The following is an 18,170-nucleotide window of genomic DNA, read 5'->3' on the forward strand; positions in this document are numbered from 1 at the left end:
GAGGCGGGCGTGAACGATCCATTTGCCGATTTTCCGAGTGCCGACGATACGATCCGCAGGCCGCTGGGCGGGCAGCCGTCGCGCCAGTCGACGACTTTCGGGCAGGACAGCCTGCCGCGTGGCGGCTTCGGCGGCGGCGATGGTGGGTTTTTCGGCGGCCGTCCTGCCGCCAGCGAGAAGGACGATCTCGATTTCGGCCTCGACGCCTTGCCGGTCGAGCGCGCGCGCCATCGCGGCGATCCGGCGATCGAAAAGGCCTTCGAGCTTGCGGCGGTCAACCCGCTGGTGGGCGCGGCCTCGCCGCTGCTCTGGCTGGCCGGCCGCCTCAACGAGAGCGCGGCGCCCGATGACATCGCCGAATTCCGTCGCCGGGTGCTCGAAGAGATCCGCAATTTCGAAACGGCAGCAATGGCGCGGGACACGCCGGACCGGCTGGTGCGCGTGTCGCGTTACGCGCTCTGCGCCGTCATCGACGACATCATCCTCAACACCCGCTGGGGTGCGACGACCGGCTGGGCGAGCCAGAGCCTCGTTTCCATCCTCTATAACGAGACCTGGGGCGGCGAGCGCTTCTATGATCTGCTCCAGCAGCTTCTGCAGCAGCCGGAACAGAATATCGACGTGCTCGAACTGATGGCGATCTGCCTGTCGATCGGCTTCAGCGGCAAATACCGGGTTATGGATGGCGGGCAGGGACAGTTCGCCCGCCTGCGGCAGGACCTCTACCGCGTCATCCGCCGGGTGCGCGGCCCCTATGAGCGCAACCTTTCGCAGGTCTGGCAGAGTGCGGCAGCACCCCACCGCGCGCCGCGCAGCATGGCGGCTCCGTGGCTGGCGGCGCTGGTGCTGCTGGCGCTTCTCGCCGTCGTCTGGGCATTCTCCTCGATCAGCCTGCGCTCCAGCATGGAGCAGACCGCCGCCGAGATCGCTGCGCTGGTCCCCGCTATCCCGTTGCTGGTGGAGCAGGCCGGCATCCCGACCATCCCCGACCCTGTGCCGCCGGTGCGCAAGACGCAGGTCGAGCGGCTTTCCGAAGCACTGGCGCCGGAAATCGCCGATGGCCGCGTCGAGGTCGCAAGCGTTGGCGAGCTGGTGGTCATCCGCATGCTGAAGGCCTCCTTCCCCTCCGGCGGCACCGACCTTTCGCTCGGCGAAGAGCCGCTGATCACCCGCATCGGCGATGCGCTGAACGCTGAAAGCGGGAAGATCGCCGTTGTCGGTCATACGGACAATACGCCCGTCGGGGCGGGAAGCCCGCTCGGCGACAATATGGCGATCTCGCTTGCCCGCGCCCGCTCCGCCGCGCAGATGCTGCAACGCCATATCGACGACCCCGCGCGGGTGAGCTTCGAGGGCCGCGGCGCAAACGACCCGCTGATCGCCAACAACAGCCGTGAGAACCGGGCGCGCAACCGCCGCGTCGAATTCCAGATCCCCGCGGAAAAGACCCCATGAGGCCGTGGCTGCTCATTCTCTGGCTTCTCGGGCTTGCGGCCGCGGCGGCCGCGAGCTGGTTCCTGGCGAAGCAGCCTCTCGTCGCCGATCCCGATCTCGGGCTTTTGCTGTCGCTTCTACCGGTGGTCGTCTGGGCGCTGCTGCCGGTCGTCTTTTCGCGCCTGTTCTTCCGGCGCTCGACGCCGGAAACGCCGGCATTGCGCGATCTGCGCCGCCAGGTCGGCGCCTTCCTTGCCGATCGTGGCCTGAAGGGCCGTCGCGGGCGCTATTCGGTGCCGTTCTTCCTGATCGTCGGCCCGGCCGGCAGCGGCAAGACCTGCCTGCTCGAAAGTGCGGAAATGCGCCTCGGCATGCCGAAGACCATCGGCCCCGCCAACTGGTGGGTCGGGCCGGATGCCGTCTTCGTCGAGGCGCAGGTGTCGGATGACGCCGGTGAACTCTTCCGGCTGCTCCGCGCCGTGCGGCCGAAACTCCCCGTCAACGGCATCATGCTCGTCGTCAGCCCGGCCGATCTCGTGTTGGCCGACCAGCTCGAACAGCGCATGACCGCCGAGACGATCGCCGCCTGGTTCCGCCAGGCCGACGAGATGCTCGACCAGACGCTGCCCGCCTATGTGCTCCTGTCGCGCACCGATCTCGTTCCCGGTTTCCAGGAGATCTTCGAGCGCATCGAGCCCGCCGACCGGGCGCAGCCCTGGGGCTTCGCCCTGCCGCATGACGCGAGGGAGCCGAAGACCGTCGACGCGCTGCATGCGGAGATCGACGCGGGTTTCGGCGACATGGTCGAGACCATGCGCAAGCGCCATATCGAACTGCTGTCGAAGGAATCCGAGCCGATCCGCAGCAGCCACATCCACGGTTTTTCCGCGCAGATCGCCGCGATCCAGCGCATCGTCATGCCGCTCATCGACGCGATGACGCCGCTGGGGAACGGCACCTGGCGGGGTGTGCTGCTGCGCGGCATCTTCATGACGAGCGCGCGGCAGGAAATGCTGTCGATCGACGCCCTCCTGCCGGAACTGTCGCGCCGCTTCGCCATGCCGCGCAGCGGCATGCTGCCGCCCGATCTCGGCGTGGATGACGAGCTGAACCATGGCTATTTCATCAGCGGTGCCGTGAAGAAGGCGATCCTGCCGGAGGCCGGCCTGGTGCTGAAGGACCGGCAGGGCGCTTCGCGGTCGGCTCTCTATTGGTTGCCGATCGCCGCGACCGTCATCGCCTGTGCGGCCGGCGGCTACGTGCTGTTTTCGACCTTCGACAACGAGATCCGCCTGCGCCGGCAGGTACAGGAGGCGATCGGCGATGCCGCGCCGCTGAAAGGGCCGCTGCGCCGGGCCGACGTGCCGGTGCTGCTTGCCGCCCTGCAACGGCTCGATGCCGTCGGTGTGATGCTCGCCGGGCAGCGCCCGGTTCCCGCCTATGCTTTCTGGCTCGACAAGCGGGCGATGCTCAGCGACGGCATTGCGGACGCAAAACGCGCCGTGCGGGCCAATGCGCTGTTGCCGGAAATCGCCGCCTGGCTCCAGGCCGATCTTGTTGACGACAACAATGATACGGTCGCCCTCAAGGACCTGATCGCCCTTGCCGACAATCCGGCATCGCCGCAGCTCAAGACCTGGCTCGAAAAGCGTGCGCCGACAATCGCCGGTGATCGTGATGGCGAATTCGTCGCCCGCGCTCTGGAGGCGATCGACGAGGCCGGCGGTTTCACCATCGATCGGGCCTATGTCGACGCGGCGCGCAGGCGCATCGCCTACCGGGAAAGCCTGACGTGAGCGTGCGGGCGAGATTGCGGAAATTCGGGCGCACCCTGCGCCGACCCAGCGTCATCCTGACGATCGTCGTCCTGCTTCTGGCGCTTCTCATCTGGTTCATCGGCCCGCTGATCGCCTTTGGCGAAGTGCGTCCGCTCGGATCGGCCGCCGCCCGCCTCACACTGCTTTTGCTGCTGGCGCTCGCCTGGGGCGGTCTCGGCTTCCTGATGCGCACCAGGCGCAGCAGCGAGGAGGCGGCGCTGATCGCGGCGCTGCGCAAGCAGGAGGAAGAGGCGGCGGATCGGACGGACCGCAACCGGGCGGCGGTCGACGCCGAGATTTCCGCCTTCCGCGATGCCGCAGGCCGGGCAATGAGCCTGCTTCGGCGCGGCCATGGCGATCTCTTCGTCAGCGCGCGTTATGCGCTGCCCTGGTACATGCTGCTCGGCGCGGACGGTGCCGGCAAGACCTCGCTGGTGCGCGCCAGCGGGCTGACGCTGCCCTTTGAGAGCGACGGCGCGGTGGAGGCCCCCTCCGCCCGTTTCCACATCAGCGACCAGGCCGTACTGGTGGAGTTTTCCGGCCGTCTCACCGGCAGCGAGGCACCCGAGGCGCGCCAGCTCTGGCAGCAGGCGCTCCAGCACATCCGTCACCTGCGCTCGCGCCAGCCCGTCAACGGCATCGTCGTGGCAGTCAGCGTCGATGAGCTGCTGGCCATGCTGCCGGAGCAGGCGGTCGCCTATGCCACGGCCATCCGCCAGCGGCTCGACGAGGCCGTCCAGCATCTGCGCGCCAATGCGCCGGTCTATATCGTCGTCACCAAGCTCGACCGGGTCGTCGGTTTCGAGGAGATTTTCGAGGACCTGACGACCGAGGAGCGCGCGGCCGCCTTTGGCATCCCGATCGCGCCGGATCTCGGTGGTGATGCGCGGGGCCCCGCCGAAGCGCTCGACCGGGGATTTGCCGGCCTCGTCGAACGCATCGCGCAACGCCAGTTCGTCTGCCTGCAGGAAGAGCCGGACGAGCTGCGCCGCCGCCGCACCTTCGAATTCCCCGCACAGTTCGCCCTGCTGCGCGAACGCATCCAGCCCTTCGTGCAGCAGCTCGCCACGCTGCACCGTTTTGGCGCGGCGACGAACATGCGCGGTGTCTTCTTCGTCTCCTGCCGCCAGACCGGCGACAATGTCGATGCGCTGGCGGGCTCGCTCGCCCCTCTGTTCGGCCGCAGCCCGGCCACACTGGCGCTTGCGCCGGATCCGGGCGCGCGCCGTGTCCGGCCGTTCTTCCTCTTCGGTCTGCTGCGCAAGGTCATTCTGCCGGAGGCCGATCTCGGCGGCCTGACGCGACCGGCCCTTGTGGCCGCCCGCTTCAAGGATCTGGCGGTCAACGCATTGCTCTGCATCGCCGCCTTCACCGTGCTCGCCTTCTGGTGGCTCGGCTTCAGCGACGGGCGCGCCTATGTGGCCAGTGTCACGGACCAGACGACGGCGGCGCGCGGGCGCATCGCCGAGGCGGTGCCGGCCGGCAGCCTCTCGACACGTTTCGAGCCGGTGCTTGCCGTACTCGACCGGTTGGCGGCCCTTGCCAAGGAAGAGCCGCGCGGCGCCACCTTCGGCCTCTACAGCCCGGCCTCTGTGCAGGGCGAGGCGCGCAAGGCCTATGACAAGGCGCTCGCCAACCTGTTCTTCCCCTTCGTCTGGCAATATCTGCGCCAGGGCCTGGCGAACCAGCAGACGCCCGCGGCTCTTCGCTTCACCCAGCTGAAATTCTACCTGATGCTGACCGGTGAGCGCCCGCCCGGCCGCGAGACGGCAGCGTTGCTCGGCCCCGATTTCGCGGCGAACTGGATGCTCTATGACCGCAGTGACGCGGTGGACCAGCGCATCGCCGACCACTTCTCCGAGCTTGCCTCGGTAGCCATTCCGACGCCCTCCGCCGATGGCGCGCTCATCGAAAACGCGCGTGCACGCATCACCGACTATAGCCTCGCACGGCTCGCCTACGATATGGCCGAGACTTACCCGGCGGTGAAGGGGATGGCGATGTGGCGGCCGGTCGACCATATGGGGCTGGCCGGCCCCGAAGCATTGGCGCGTGTAAGCGGCGCGAGCTTCTTCGACGGCATCGAGGGCATCTACACCAAGAACGGTTTCGGCGTGATGATGCGCGCCTCGGGCGACGCGGCGCTGGCGCTCGCCGCCGACCTCTGGGTGATGGGCAAGCCGGATACGGCGCTGGACCGCGAACGCGAGGCCGGCCGCATCCGCGATGGCCTGGCCGATCTCTACCGCGTCAACTACATGAGCCGCTGGGACAGCCTGCTCGCCGATCTCGGCATTGCCGGCGAGACCGATCCACGGCGCCTCGCCGATGCCGTGGCGATCGTCGCCGGCAACCCGTCGCCCGCCAAGGAACTCTTCGTCGCCATCGCTGCCGAGGTGGACCTGACGGACCTCACGTCGAGCGCGGCGGGCGCGATCGAAGCCATGGTCGCCGAGCAGTTGACGCAGGTGACGAAGACCGTCCGGGCACCCCGGCGCGTCGTCAACGTGCCGCAGTCGGTGACGGATCATTTCAAGGTCTTTCGCGAGGCGGTCGTCGCCAAGGCGGAAGGCCAGCAGACGCCCGTCAACGACATGCTGGCGGCGCTGGAGCCGCTCTACCGGCAGCTCAACCATGTCGCTGCCGGCGGCGACGTGCTGGAACTCGGCACCGAACCGCAGACGCTGCTCAGCCAGCTGACCGATCGCAACGGCAAGCTGCCGCCGAGCGTCCAGCCGTTCTTCGCCCGCATCCTCAGCCAGGTCGGCGCGGTGACGGGGGGAAGCTCGCGCGAGCGGCTGGCGGAAATCTGGACCTCGACGGTGCTGCCGCTCTGCACCGCGACAACGATCGGCCGCTATCCCTTCGACACCGAGAGCATCAACGATGCCTCGCTGGACGATTTTTCGCGGCTCTTTGGGCCGCAGGGCGCCATTGCCGGTTTCCGCAACGACTACCTGAAGCCCTATATCGACCGGACGACGAAGCCCTGGCGCTGGAAGGCCGGCCAGCAATTCGGCCTCGGTTTCCCTGATGCGGTGCTCGCGGCCTTCGAGAAGGCGGACGATATCGAGACTGTGTTCTTCGCCGGGCAAGAGAAGCCGAATGTCGATTTCACCGTTGAGGTCGGCAAGCTGGACGCGACCGCGCGGGCCTTCCTGCTCGATATCGGCGGCAAGGTCGCGAGCTACAGCCACGGCCCGCCGGCGGGCACGCAATATCTCTGGCCACCGGAAAACCTGGTGGCGGGCGCCTCCATGTCGATGACACCCGAGGTCGCCGGCCAGCGCAACATCCTGACGGAGCAGGGCGCCTGGGCGCTCTTCCGGCTTTTCGACCAAGGCCGCAAGGTCGACAAGAACCCGACGGACGTGGTGACCTACCAGTTCCGCGTCGGAAACCGCGCGGTTCTCATGCGGCTGACGGCGCCCGCGACCCGCAATCCGTTCGCACGGGATACCCTGTCCGATTTCACGTGCCCAACCCTATGACGAGGCCCCGACGCTTCCTTGACAGGGTGAGAAGGAGTACGCCAATGTCCGCGCAACCGCCGGGATGCCGTTACGAATCGACAAGGCGTTGGAGAGGGGTTCGGCCAGCCCATGTCGGATGATCTGCTCGTCCACTATAACCGCGAACTTCTCAGCATCCGCAGGGCCGCCGCCGCCTTTGCCGCGGAAAACCCGCGCATTGCCGGCCGGTTGCGGCTGTCCGAGGATGCGATCGAAGACCCGCATGTCGGCCGCCTGATCGAGGCCTTCGCCTATCTCACCGCCCGCGTGCGGCAGAAGATGGACGATGATTTTCCCGAGCTGACCAATGCCATGCTCGGCATCCTCTATCCGCATTTCGACCGGCCGATCCCCTCCATGTCCATCCTCCAGCTGGACCCGAAGGTCGAGCTTCAGGAACCCCATCACGTTCCCGTCGGCACCCTGCTCGATACTGAGCCGGTCGATGGCGAGCGCTGCCGCTTCTCCACCTGCTTCGACGTCACGCTGCACCCGGTCGTGGTGCGTTCGGCAACGCTGACCGGCCGTCCCATCACGGCGCCGGAAACGCCGCAGGCGCACAATGCGGCCGGCTGCCTGCGCCTCACGCTGGAAATGGCCGGCGAGGGCCTCGATTTTTCGAGCTACAATCCCGGCCGCCTGCGCTTCTTCCTGCGCGGCCAGCCGCAGCTGGTCTATCCCCTCTACGAGCTTCTCCTGAACGATGCCGTGGCCGTGGCCTTTGCCGAGGGCGCAAACGACCGCAATCCGGCGATGCTCGATGCGTCGGCCCTGTCGCCCGGCGGCTTCGGGCAGGACGAGAGCATGCTGCCCTATCCGCAGGCCTCGCACCCGGCCTACCGGCTGCTCACCGAATATTTCGCCTTTCCGGAAAAGTTCCTGTTCGTCGATCTCGCCTTCCCGGAGGCTGCCCGCCTTGCCGGCAAGGGCCGCACGCTCGACGTTTTCATCTATCTCAACCGCTCCGTGCCGAGCCTCGAACGATCGCTGACGGCGGCGGCCTTCGCGCTCGGCTGCACGCCGATCGTCAACCTGTTTCCGCAAGCCGCCGAGCCGATCAAGCTTGACCGGACCGTCACCGAATACCGCATCGTGCCCGATAGCCGCCGGCTGCATGCGCTGGAAGTCTACAGCATCGAAGGCGTCTCCACCGTGACCGCCGAGGGCGAGGCGCGCGCGCTGCTGCCGTTCTACGGCATCCGCCACGGCGCCGATGGGGAAGCGCTGCGGGGCGAGGAGCGGTCGGCCGCCTGGTGGCTCTCCCATCGCCGGCAGGCTGAAGAGGAGAACCCCGGCAGCGAGGTGTTCCTGTCGCTCTCCGACCCGGATTTCAACCCGAAGGCCATTGCCGACGACGTGCTTTCGGTCGAGACGCTCTGCCTCAACCGCAACCGGCCGGAACGGCTGCCCTTCGGCGGCGGCCAGCCGCAGCTCAGAATGGTCGAGCCGGTGCCGATGGTGAAGACCATGCGGCTCCTCACCGTGCCGACCCCGACGATCCGGCCGCATTATGGCCAGGGCGGGCGCTGGCGGTTGATCTCGCACCTGGCGCTCAACCATCTCTCGCTGGTGTCGGATGGTGGTGTGGAGGCGTTGAAGGAAATCCTGCTGCTCTACGATTTCCGCAATTCCGCCGAAACGCGCGCCCTAATCGACGGCATCACGGCGCTGTCATCGCAAAGCGGTACGGCGCGCGTGAGGAGTTTCGGCCAAAGCGCTTTCTGCCGGGGTGTCGATGTGACGATGACCTTCGAGGAGAGCAATTTCTCCGGCAACGGCGTCTTCCTGATGGCCAGCATCATCGAGCGGTTTCTGGGTCTCTATGCGAGCGTCAATTCATTCTCACGGCTCACCGCCCTGGTGAGGGGGCGAAGCGGAAAGCTGAAGACATGGCCGGCACGGGCAGGCGATCGAATTCTTCTCTAGTCGCGGGCATTTTTGAGGCGCCGCAGGCTTTCGAGCTCTTCCAGATGGTTCGCCTGCTGGAGGCGCTTGGCGCCGAGGAGGGGCGTGACGTTTCGCACCGGCCGGTCGATCCGGTCGGGCAGGGCGTCGATCCGGAACGTGCGGCGCTGAAGATCCGCTCGTCGGTGCCACTCGGTTTCGCGTCCGCCGAGGTGCTTTCCGTGCGCCGGCCGCGCGGTGGCGGGCCGGTCGAGATGACGCAGACCCTGGTAGGTCTCACAGGCCCTTCCGGCGTTCTGCCGCATGCGCTGAGCGAACTCGTGCAGGTGAGCGTGCGCGAGCGCAATTTTGCGCTGCGCGAATTCTTCGACGTCTTCAACAACCGGCTTTCCGGGCTGCTTTACAATGCCTGGACAAAGTACCGCCCCGTCATCGAGCGCGAGCGGGCGGCCCAGCTTGGCACCCCCGCCACGATTGACCATGCGCTGAAATCCCTCGTCGGGCTCGGGCTTCCGGCGACGGCGAACCGGACGCATATCGGCGATCATGCTTTCGTCTTCTTCGGCGGCCTGCTCGCCCGGCAGGGCCGCTCCGCCACGGCGATCGAGCGGGCGCTTTCCGGCGCGCTCGGCCACCGGCTGCGCGTCGAGCAGTTTTCCGGGGAATGGTATCCGATCGCGCCTTCCGACCGCACGCGCCTGCCCGATCGCGCCCAGCCGAAGGGCGCCTTCGCGCGCCTCGGCGACGACGCGGTGATCGGTACCAAGACCTTCGACATCCAGTCCGCCGTCACGATCTGCCTGGAGGCGCTGGACTATCCCGCCTTCCGCTCGCTGCTGCCGGACGGAAAACGCGCGCGCCTGCTGACGGACCTTGCGGCAGGAGCGCTCGGCGCCGACAAGATGTTCAACATCCGCCTGGAGCTGAAGCCCGACCAGGTGCCGGCGCTGCAACTCGGCGGGCATCGCGAGGAGCCGAAGGCGAGCCGGCTCGGCTGGAACACCTGGCTCCAGCCCGCCCGCCCGCGCCAGAAACCCGCTTCCATCCAATTCCGCCCACCGCCGCATTTGCGTTAGGATTTTTCATGAACGACTGGACCCACGGCTACGTTTCCGACATCGAATATCTGCCCGGGTTCTATGCCGAGCAGACGCCGGCGCATCTGGATGTGGCCTGCCTGCTGCGCGGCGTCGAGCCGCCGGTCGAGGAGGGCGCGCCCTTCGCCTATTGCGAGCTGGGCTGCGGGGTGGGCGAGACGGCGCTAACGATCGCCGCGGCCAATCCGCAAAGCAGCGTCTGGGGTTTTGATTTCAACCCGGCCCATATCGCAAGAGGCCGCGCGCTTGCCGAGGCGGGCGGCGTGGGCAATATCCGCCTGGAGGAGGCGTCCTTCGAGGACCTCGCCGATGGCGGCTATGCCGGGCTGCCGATGTTCGACTATATCGCGCTGCACGGCGTCTGGAGTTGGGTCAGCCCGGAAAATCGCAGCCATATCGTCCGCTTCGCCGCGCGTTATCTGAAGCCCGGTGGGGCTCTCTACGTCACCTACAATGCCCTGCCGCGCTGGACGCCGTCGACGCCGTTGCAGCGGCTGGTGAGCCTTACCGCCTCGCTCGACAATGATCGCAGCGACCGGCGCGTGTTGCGCGGGCTCGACATGGCGCGCGCCTTTTCCGCCGCCGGCGCCGATATGATCTCGGTCGACATGCTCGACCGGCTCGACAAGGAGCGGGCGGAAAGCACGGCCTATCTTAGCCACGAATATCTGAACGCCCATTGGTCGCCCTGCTACCAGATCGACGTGGCGCGGGATCTGGCGGAGGCGAAACTCTCCTTCGTTGCCACGGCCAATCTCTTCGAGAACTATCCGGACCTTTCCATGACGGCCGAACAGCGCAGTCTCGTCGAGGGGTTTCCCGCCGCCTATGCGGAAACGGCCCGGGACTTTTTCCTCGTCCGCAGTTTCCGCCGCGACATCTATATGCGCGGCGCCCGGCCGATCGCGGCGCGGCGGCTGGAACGACGGCTTGCGGCCCGCAGGCTCTGCCTCGTCGTGCCGCCGTCGGAAATCAAGCTTGCGGTGAAGGTGCCGGTCGGCGAGGCGACGCTCAACGAGAGTTTTTACCGCCCCGCCCTCGACGCCCTCGTTGCCCGCCCGATGACGATCGGCGAGCTCAGGAGCCTGCCGGAAGCGGACGGATCGAGTGCCACGGAGCGCGAGGTGCTTGGCATGCTGATCGGCGCGCGCCAGGCGATGGCGCTGCCGAACGCGGTGAGCGAGGAGGGTGTGGCCTCGGTGCGGCGCTATAACCGCGCCCATTTACGCATCTGCGCCGACGAGGCCCGTGCCGTCTGCGCGCTGGCTGCCGCTGGGCTCGGCTCGGGCATCACGGTGCGCCTGTTCGAAATGCTGGCCTATGAGGTGCTGGTCGACGGCACCGAGCCGGAGGTCGGCGCGGTGACGGCGGCCATCCACGCCCTGTTGCAGGAGCGCGGCGACCGGCTGCGCGACGGCGGCGTGCCGATCGAGGACGAAGCGCAGGCGCTGCGCGTCATCCGGGAGAATGTCGAACTGATCCTTGCCGTCGCCCTGCCGATGTGGCGGCGGGTCGGCGCGATCTAGCGCCATGGGCGAGGGCGCGCCATCGGTCGGCGAGGTGTTGCGCGGACGCGGTCCCGTCCTTGTCTACCGTTCGCGGATCAGGGAGGGCACGCCCGTCGTCGTCAAGCGGATGGTGGACGCGCAGGACAGCGTGGCCCAGCGCCGGTTCGAACGGGAACGCCGATTCGCGCATCTCCTGCCGCATCCCTCGTTGCCACGGCTTCTCGCCGAGGGCGACGACTGGATCGCCTTCGAAGCCTTGGAAGGCACGCTGCCCGCGCCGCCGGTTGCGGCATCCATGGTCACGGCGTTGCTTCTTCGCCTGGCTGACGCGCTTGCCTACATCCACGCGCGCGGCGTGGTGCATCGCGACGTGAAGCCCGCGCATGTGCTGTTTCGCGGCGAAACGCCGGTGCTCATCGATTTCGGCGTTGCCGGAACGCCCGGCGACGATCTCCAGCGCGAAGAGCTTTCCGGCACACCGGCCTGGATGGCGCCGGAGCAGCTTGCGGGCGGGGCCGTCGGGCCGGAAGCGGACCTATGGTCGCTCGCCGCCCTCGGCCTGTTCCTGCTGACGGGGCAGAAACCCTATTCTGGCGATGCGGAGGCGGTGCTGCGCCGGCGGATCGCCGGAGAGCCGCCGGCATTCGCGGTTCCGGAAGCGATGCAACACGACGAGCCCGACCTGCTGCGTCTGCTGCGGGCCGGGTTGGGGGAAGCGGCAAAACGTCCGTCCGCCGCCGATTTCGTGCGGCTGCTGGCGGTCAGGCAATCACGAGGTTGACGGCGGGATGCAGCTTCTTGAGGTTCGGCAGGGATTTCGACTGCCACGGAATCTGCGTGCTGCCCTTGACCATCAGGCCGATGCCCGGCTGCTTGCGCACGTCGATGGTGAACTTCGCCAGCAGATTGATACCGGAGGAGTTCAGGAATTCCAGCCCGGAAAGATCGAGCGTGATGGTTTCGGGCTTCTCGCCCAGCACCTGCTGCATCAGGTCGAGGATGGGCGCATAGGCTTCCGTGCCGGAAAGGCGCATCGTGCCTTCGTAATGGATCGCGGACCCCTCGCTCCAGACCCTATATTCGTTCGTTTTGATTTCCATTTTTCGCAATAAACTCCCGGTAATGTCTGCTCAAACGATGTCGAGGGCGGCATAGGTGTCGAGGCGCATGGCGTCCGGCTCTGTCGCCGGTTGAAAACGCCAGCCGAGACGCGCGCCATAGTCGCTCATTAAGGTGAGCAGGCCAAGGCCCGAGCCGCTCGAATTCATGTTCTCCGCATTTTCTTCGATGCGTTCGATGAGAAGCTCGCCCGGATCGCGCGTCGTCAGTTCGGCGAGCAGCGCCTGGAATTTTCCGGCCGTCTCCTGGGTGATCAGGTTGCTGATGCGGATCTCGAAGGAGGCGCCGTCGAGCGAGGCTTCCAGCGTTATGCCGTTGCCGTGACGAAACTTCAGCGCGTTTTCCAGAAGCTCGTTCGTCAGGTAGCCGATCGAGTGACGCGCTTCGTTATAGTCGCCGCCCTTTTCCACCCGTTGCAGGGCGAAGAAATCGCCCAGGAATTCCGAGGTGACGCCGCAATGCTGCCAGGCGAGGTCGAGCGGACCATCGGCAAGACGGATGCGGTTCTTCAGCGCGCCGGCGCCGTTGGTGAATTCCACCTGTCCGAATGTGGCTTCCATGACCTTACCTGTGTTTCATGACGACGAGCGTGATGTCGTCGTGGATCTTCTGCGTGCCGATATGCGCCATGAGATCGGCGATGATGCCATCCTTGATCTCGTCGGCGGTTTCCCTGCGGCGTTTCTTGGCGCTCTCGCACAGCCGGTCGAACCCGAAGAGTTCGCCCCCGGGGCTTTCCGCCTCGGTAACACCGTCCGTGTGCAGCACGATGACATCGCCGGTATCGAACGGGAATTCATGCGTGGATATGAACGGGCCGATGTCGCTTTCAAGGCCGATCGGGAAACCGAGGTCGACGGTGTCGATGCGCTCGACCTCGTCATTGTCGCGCAGCACGAGCACTTCCTCGTGCTGGCCCGACAGCGTCATCTTGCGATCCTCGTAGTCGAGGAAGGCGAGCGAGAGATGTTTGTCGGTCTTGGTGCGCTGGATGTTCTTGAAGACGGCGCGGTTAAGCACTTCCAGGAATTCGCGCGGGTTCTCGTCGCCCTGTTCCTGAAGCGCGCGCGCCACCGACTGCACCATCAGCATCAATACGCCACTCTCAAGCCCGTGGCCCGTGACGTCGCCGATGCCGACCTTCATGCGCCGCTCGTCGTGCAGCACGTCGAAATAGTCGCCGCCCACCTCGTCGGCCGGCTCCATATAGCCGGAAACGTCGATGCCTTTGATCTCGTCGAGCTCGTCGCGTCGCGGCAGCACCATCATCTGGATCTGCCGCGCCACGTCGAGTTCGGCGCCCAGCCGCAGGTTCTCGCTCTTCAACTTGGCGTTCAACGCGTTGATCTCGCCAACGGCGGTTTCGAGCGCTTTCGTGCGCACGGCCACCAGATTTTCAAGGTTTTCCGTGTGGTAGCTGATCTCTTCCGCCATGCGGTTGAACGCAACGCCCACCGCGGCCACCTCGTCGCGGGCGGGAATGGCCACGCGGACGGAGTAGTCCTTGTTCTGGAGCCGCTGCGCCGCGTCGGCCAGCGCGCGAAGGCCCGCGGTGATGCGGCCGGAGATGGCGAAGACGGCGCTGAGAACGATCAGCAGCGACAGGATGACGGTGCCGATCTGCCAGGTTACGACCTGGCGCGTCTCGTCGGAAATGCCCTGCTTGGCTGCAATCAGCGAGGCATAGATTTCGTGTTCCGGAACCATGAAGCCGAGCGACATCACTTCGCGGGTGACGGGGACCTTGCCGGTATAAAGGTTCTCCGCCTCGAGCTGCTTGAGCAGCACGACGTAAGGCACGTCCTCACCGTTCTCCTTCAGCGTCACATTGGTGAGCACGGTCTCGGTGGTTGACGGCATGGCGAGCGAGGCGATGGCGGCCTGATTGCTGTGCGCCAGCCGCCGGTCGAAGCCGCTTTCATTGTTGATCTTGACGCCGAGTGTTTTCTCACCCTGTTCCGTGACGGCGAGCACGTTGCCGTTCGACATGGTGAGGAATGCGAAGCCCGTCTCTGCGATCTTGACGCTCTTGACGATATCGGCGAGCTGGTCGAGCGTCAGGTCGACGCCGACGATGCCGTTTAGGTCCTTGCGGTCGGGTGTCGCCAGCGGCTGGAAGAAGCTGACGATGATCTTGCCCGTGATGCCGTCGAGATAGGGCGACAGCATGGTGATCTGGCTGTCGACAGGGCGCTCGGTTGGCGTGGCGAGCCACGACTGCCATGTCTCGTAGAGGCCGGGGAAGTAGAAGTCCCACCAGTTCGTCTGGTTGTGGCCGGGATAGACCTTGTCGAAGACCGAGCCCTGGTCATTATAAGGCGTCGAGCGCAGGATCGGGTTTGCGCGCGGGCCGATATAGTACATCTGCAATTTCGGAGGACCGGCCGAAAGGAAGCTTGGGCCGACGAGGTTGAAAATGGCGCTTTCGCGCACGGTTTTCATAGCCTCCGGGGTCGGCTGCTTGTTCTCGTCGAGCAGATAGCCCCAGACGGTGACGGCCGAGGCTTCGCCTGCCTGGTTCTGCCACCAGTTGCCCGCCTGGTTGTAGGTGAGCGGCGTGGTCACACCATCGGTCTGAAGCTGCTGGCCAAGCTTGTCGGACAGCGCAGGATTGTCGATGAACGTCTGCATCGACCCGGCAAGGCCGGTCACTTCCGCGTGATAGCGGTCGAGCAGGAGATCGGTGCGCTCGACTGTCGTCTCGATATAGTTCTGCAGATATTCGATGTTCGCTTTTTCGAGACCGCGGCCGACCTCGTCCATCGCGTTGGTGGAGAGGCGGTTGACGTTCCATAGCGCGATGCCGCCGGCGACCAAAAGGTCCACCAGCACGGCGCCGCCGACGACCAGCACGAATTTCGCGCGGAACGACGTCAATGAAAATCCCCAACGCGAGGGTGGTGTCTCGGCAATATCGCTCATCGCGGCTTGCGTCCCGATGCCACCCAGACCGGCCATCCGGCATAACCACCGGGATGGAGGGCAGCGGCAATGTGATCTTCGAAGCCGCGGCGGAATTTTTCGACAAAGGCGCCGTCGTCGCCGCGTTTTTCCGACATGCCGCCTGCGAACATTTCTTCCCAGGCCATGATCATATCGGCAAAAGCCTGTGCGTCCCCGTCGCGATTGGTCACCATGAAGCTTTCGATGCGGAGATCCTCAAGACCGGCGCGTTGCAGGGCCTGGTAGCTTTTCGGCCCGAATTCGAGGTCCATGTCGAAGTCCGCGAACAGTTTCGAAAGCTGTTCATAGGTCCACTGGATGGAGGGACCGCGCGGCTCGCCGAGGCACTGGGAGATCTTTTCGTTGGTGACATAGACACGGCCGCCCGGCTTGCAGATGCGCACCAGCTCGCTGACGATCATTTCCGGCTTGTTGAAAATCTGCAGCGCATGGCGGCAGGAGACGAAGTCGAACTGGCCGTCTTCGAGCAACATTTCGGCGGCGTCGCCGTAGATATATTCGATCCCGCTGATGTCGAATTCGCTGGCGACCTGGCGGGCATAGGCGAGGCTCGACTTGGAATGGTCGAGTGCCACTATGCGCGACGGCGAAAACTCCTTTGCGACCAGCATGGCGAAATCGCCGATGCCGCAGCAGATGTCGGCCATGGTCATGCCGGGCTCCAGCCCATGGCGTGGCAGGATATCGCGTTCGTGCTTCCAGGTGAGCTTCGTCTGCGTGCGCAGCACCGGCACGAAGCCGCCTTCTTCGAGGAAAGCCTGGCCGGGATAGAACTCGCTGTCATATTCCTCGACGAGGATTTTCGGGTTCATCGCCGTCAGCGTGCCGAATTTCTTGGTCGACCAACCGATCACGCTCGACGTGACGATGGTGATCTTGACGTCGGGTCGCTCTTCTGTCGCTTTCAGCAAGGCACCGGCAAGTGCATGAAACGCCACGTTGTTGAGGCGCACAAGTCGCTTCACGTTGACGTAGAACGAGCCCCGGATCGAGGCAATCGACGTTTCCAAGAGCTTGACGCAATCCGCCATCTCAGCGGCGCGTTGCGGCCGCATCGAGCCGGCAAGCGCGAATTCCTGGTTGTTCTGGTCGAAGGAGACCTTGTAGGTCCGGACAAGCTTTTCGGCGATCATGGTGCACTGGCCTCGAGCGTGAGTTCGGCGATGAGACGGATGGCGTTTCCGTCGGCTGGTTCTATGGAGAAACGGGCGGCGTAGTCGACGGCGAGTTCGAGCAGGCCGATATTCGGCTGCAACGGTCCGTCGGAAAACAACGCCTTGTGATAACGCGGCGAAACATCGCCCCCGTTGAGGATGACGACCGCGTCCCGGTAAAACTGCTCCGTTTCCGCGTCGACCGGGATGGTGAGGGCGATCCGGTCGCTGGCGCCGCTGCGCGAAACCGAGCAGACGAAGCTGCCGGTCGGCGCGTGCAGGCGGTAGACCGTTTCCAGAAGCTCGTTCAGCGCGGAGGAGAAAAGGTTGGAATAGAGCAGCGAATCGCTGCGGTTGTGGCTGATCATGCGCGCGAAATAGGTCGACAGCCGGTCGCAATAGGCCCAGTTGGAGGTGAATCCCGCCATATCCATGTCGAATTCCAGAAGCAGCGCGTGATCGCCTGCCTCCGTCTGCCCTGCACCCAGATCCATTCGCCCCTGCCTCGTGATTTCGTAAGGGGGCATTGCGGCCGCGCGCTTACATATCTTTCGGGAAAAACCTAAACTATGTAATGTCCGAAGTGCGGGCGATGCGCGTGGCCGCCAGCGGAGATCGACGTAAGCGATATGATATCGCGGGTTGCGCCGTCCCCTCCGAACTCAAGAAGGAAGCTTTCCATACAATCATGAAGGATTTGTCAAACTCAACCGTTGCTTCTTCAGCAACCCCTGCGGGCGATGACGCCGCGGAACTTGCCCGGGTGCGCCTCGATTTCGCGCAGCTCCAAGAGGAATATGACGACCTGAAGCTTCTCTACGAGGCGATGATCGAACATGGCGAGGCCGTGGAAGACCAGCTCGCCGAACAGAACCTGCTGCTGGAGCGCACACGGGCGCGGCTCGACGAAGAGCTGAACGATGCCGGCCGCTACGTCTTCTCCATCCTGCCCGACAAGCGTGCCGCGGCACCCGCGACCGACTGGCTGCTGGTGCCCTCGACCGAACTCGGCGGCGATTCCTTCGGCTACCATCAGATCGACCATGACCATTTCGCCATCTATCTGCTGGACGTCTGCGGCCACGGTGTCGGCGCCGCGCTGCTTTCCGTCACTGTTATCAATGTGTTGAGGGCGTCCGCGCTGTCGAATGCGGATTTCCGCGATCCTTCCACGGTCCTGAAGGCACTCAACGATACGTTCCCGATGGAAAAGCAGAACAACATGTTCTTCACCATCTGGTACGGCGTCTACAAGGCGAGCACCGGCGAGTTGCGCTATGCGACGGGCGGCCATCCGCCGTCGATCCTGCTGCGCGGAGAGAACCGTCCGGAAGGCACGCCGTCGCGCGAACTGCTCATCACCGTCGGCGGTGTTGCGATCGGCGCGCTTTCGGAAATGGACTACGACAGCGAAGTCACGCGTGTTTTCCCGGGCGACCGGTTGCTCGTTATAAGTGATGGAACATTTGAGGTGAATGGTCCCGGCGACGAGATGCTGAGCGTCGAGGCGCTGGCCGACCATGCGGAGAAGGAAGGCTGCGGTCCCAAGGGCGTTCTCGCCTGGGTGCGGTCGTTCAACGCGGAAGGCCCGCTGCCGGACGACTTCTCGCTGCTCGAAATCCGTTTCTGATCGAATCAATTGCCGGTTGCCGGGGAGCTT

13 protein-coding genes are annotated in these 18,170 nt (G+C 65.3%); 8 read left to right on the top strand and 5 right to left on the bottom strand.

Annotated features, from left to right (window positions below; genetic code table 11):
• The first annotated feature begins 9 nt into the window (after window positions 1-9).
• From icmH to AC1RWL_RS03485, 7 genes are all read left to right on the top strand, one after another.
• Window positions 10-1,455 carry a type IVB secretion system protein IcmH/DotU gene (gene icmH / locus AC1RWL_RS03455; RefSeq protein WP_493093218.1) on the top strand — a complete coding sequence of 482 codons (1,446 nt, stop codon included), beginning with the start codon at window positions 10-12 and terminating at the stop codon, window positions 1,453-1,455.
• Window positions 1,452-3,230: a type VI secretion protein IcmF/TssM N-terminal domain-containing protein gene (locus tag AC1RWL_RS03460; protein ID WP_493093217.1), complete on the top strand. Its 1,779-nt coding sequence runs from the start codon at window positions 1,452-1,454 to the stop codon at window positions 3,228-3,230. The genes icmH and AC1RWL_RS03460 overlap by 4 nt, the downstream gene beginning before the upstream one ends.
• Window positions 3,227-6,742: a type VI secretion system membrane subunit TssM gene (gene tssM, locus AC1RWL_RS03465; RefSeq protein WP_493093216.1), complete on the top strand. Its 3,516-nt coding sequence runs from the start codon at window positions 3,227-3,229 to the stop codon at window positions 6,740-6,742. The genes AC1RWL_RS03460 and tssM overlap by 4 nt, the downstream gene beginning before the upstream one ends.
• A 111-nt stretch (window positions 6,743-6,853) precedes the next feature.
• Window positions 6,854-8,689 carry a type VI secretion system baseplate subunit TssF gene (tssF, locus tag AC1RWL_RS03470; protein WP_493093215.1) on the top strand — a complete coding sequence of 612 codons (1,836 nt, stop codon included), beginning with the start codon at window positions 6,854-6,856 and terminating at the stop codon, window positions 8,687-8,689.
• Window positions 8,653-9,744 (top strand): type VI secretion system baseplate subunit TssG, encoded by a 1,092-nt coding sequence (tssG, locus tag AC1RWL_RS03475; RefSeq protein ID WP_493093214.1) that lies wholly within the window; start codon window positions 8,653-8,655, stop codon window positions 9,742-9,744. The genes tssF and tssG overlap by 37 nt, the downstream gene beginning before the upstream one ends.
• 8 nt (window positions 9,745-9,752) lie before the next feature.
• Window positions 9,753-11,291 (top strand): class I SAM-dependent methyltransferase, encoded by a 1,539-nt coding sequence (locus AC1RWL_RS03480; protein ID WP_493093213.1) that lies wholly within the window; start codon window positions 9,753-9,755, stop codon window positions 11,289-11,291.
• Between the two features lie 4 nt (window positions 11,292-11,295).
• Complete coding sequence (locus AC1RWL_RS03485) at window positions 11,296-12,054, top strand: protein kinase domain-containing protein (RefSeq protein WP_493093212.1); 759 nt, start codon at window positions 11,296-11,298, stop codon at window positions 12,052-12,054.
• On the opposite strand, the gene AC1RWL_RS03490 is transcribed toward AC1RWL_RS03485, so the two are convergent.
• From AC1RWL_RS03490 to AC1RWL_RS03510, 5 genes are read right to left on the bottom strand one after another with little or no spacing between them, the layout of a single operon-like run.
• Complete coding sequence (locus AC1RWL_RS03490) at window positions 12,035-12,373, bottom strand: slr1659 superfamily regulator (RefSeq protein ID WP_367833783.1); 339 nt, start codon at window positions 12,371-12,373, stop codon at window positions 12,035-12,037. The two genes, AC1RWL_RS03485 and AC1RWL_RS03490, sit on opposite strands and share 20 nt — an antisense overlap.
• A 30-nt stretch (window positions 12,374-12,403) precedes the next feature.
• Complete coding sequence (locus tag AC1RWL_RS03495; RefSeq protein WP_439622827.1) at window positions 12,404-12,952, bottom strand: slr1658 superfamily regulator; 549 nt, start codon at window positions 12,950-12,952, stop codon at window positions 12,404-12,406.
• Window positions 12,953-12,956: 4 nt separating this feature from the next.
• On the bottom strand, window positions 12,957-15,314 hold the full coding sequence (locus AC1RWL_RS03500; protein ID WP_493093211.1) for a SpoIIE family protein phosphatase: 2,358 nt from the start codon (window positions 15,312-15,314) through the stop codon (window positions 12,957-12,959).
• Window positions 15,311-16,489 (bottom strand): methyltransferase domain-containing protein, encoded by a 1,179-nt coding sequence (locus AC1RWL_RS03505; protein WP_493093210.1) that lies wholly within the window; start codon window positions 16,487-16,489, stop codon window positions 15,311-15,313. The genes AC1RWL_RS03500 and AC1RWL_RS03505 overlap by 4 nt, the downstream gene beginning before the upstream one ends.
• Window positions 16,486-17,004 (bottom strand): ubiquinone biosynthesis methyltransferase UbiE, encoded by a 519-nt coding sequence (locus AC1RWL_RS03510; RefSeq protein WP_493093209.1) that lies wholly within the window; start codon window positions 17,002-17,004, stop codon window positions 16,486-16,488. Before AC1RWL_RS03510 ends, AC1RWL_RS03505 begins: the two co-directional genes overlap by 4 nt.
• 194 nt (window positions 17,005-17,198) lie before the next feature.
• On the opposite strand from AC1RWL_RS03510, the gene AC1RWL_RS03515 reads away from it, so the two are divergent.
• Window positions 17,199-18,140 carry a PP2C family protein-serine/threonine phosphatase gene (locus AC1RWL_RS03515; RefSeq protein WP_493093208.1) on the top strand — a complete coding sequence of 314 codons (942 nt, stop codon included), beginning with the start codon at window positions 17,199-17,201 and terminating at the stop codon, window positions 18,138-18,140.
• Window positions 18,141-18,170 lie beyond the last annotated feature (30 nt).

The organism is Shinella sp. GW821-FHT10F02 (assembly GCF_058809275.1).

Excerpts from the sequence above, each read along its gene's own strand:
- AC1RWL_RS03480 (WP_493093213.1), top strand. The coding sequence starts at position 9,753 with ATGAACGACTGGACCCACGGCTACGTTTCCGACATCGAATATCTGCCC.
- AC1RWL_RS03505 (WP_493093210.1), bottom strand. The coding sequence starts at position 16,489 with ATGATCGCCGAAAAGCTTGTCCGGACCTACAAGGTCTCCTTCGACCAG.
- AC1RWL_RS03515 (WP_493093208.1), top strand. The coding sequence starts at position 17,199 with ATGAAGGATTTGTCAAACTCAACCGTTGCTTCTTCAGCAACCCCTGCG.
- AC1RWL_RS03485 (WP_493093212.1), top strand. The coding sequence starts at position 11,296 with ATGGGCGAGGGCGCGCCATCGGTCGGCGAGGTGTTGCGCGGACGCGGT.
- AC1RWL_RS03460 (WP_493093217.1), top strand. The coding sequence starts at position 1,452 with ATGAGGCCGTGGCTGCTCATTCTCTGGCTTCTCGGGCTTGCGGCCGCG.
- AC1RWL_RS03490 (WP_367833783.1), bottom strand. The coding sequence starts at position 12,373 with ATGGAAATCAAAACGAACGAATATAGGGTCTGGAGCGAGGGGTCCGCG.
- AC1RWL_RS03500 (WP_493093211.1), bottom strand. The coding sequence starts at position 15,314 with ATGAGCGATATTGCCGAGACACCACCCTCGCGTTGGGGATTTTCATTG.
- tssG (WP_493093214.1), top strand. The coding sequence starts at position 8,653 with ATGGCCGGCACGGGCAGGCGATCGAATTCTTCTCTAGTCGCGGGCATT.
- AC1RWL_RS03495 (WP_439622827.1), bottom strand. The coding sequence starts at position 12,952 with ATGGAAGCCACATTCGGACAGGTGGAATTCACCAACGGCGCCGGCGCG.
- tssF (WP_493093215.1), top strand. The coding sequence starts at position 6,854 with ATGTCGGATGATCTGCTCGTCCACTATAACCGCGAACTTCTCAGCATC.
- AC1RWL_RS03510 (WP_493093209.1), bottom strand. The coding sequence starts at position 17,004 with ATGGATCTGGGTGCAGGGCAGACGGAGGCAGGCGATCACGCGCTGCTT.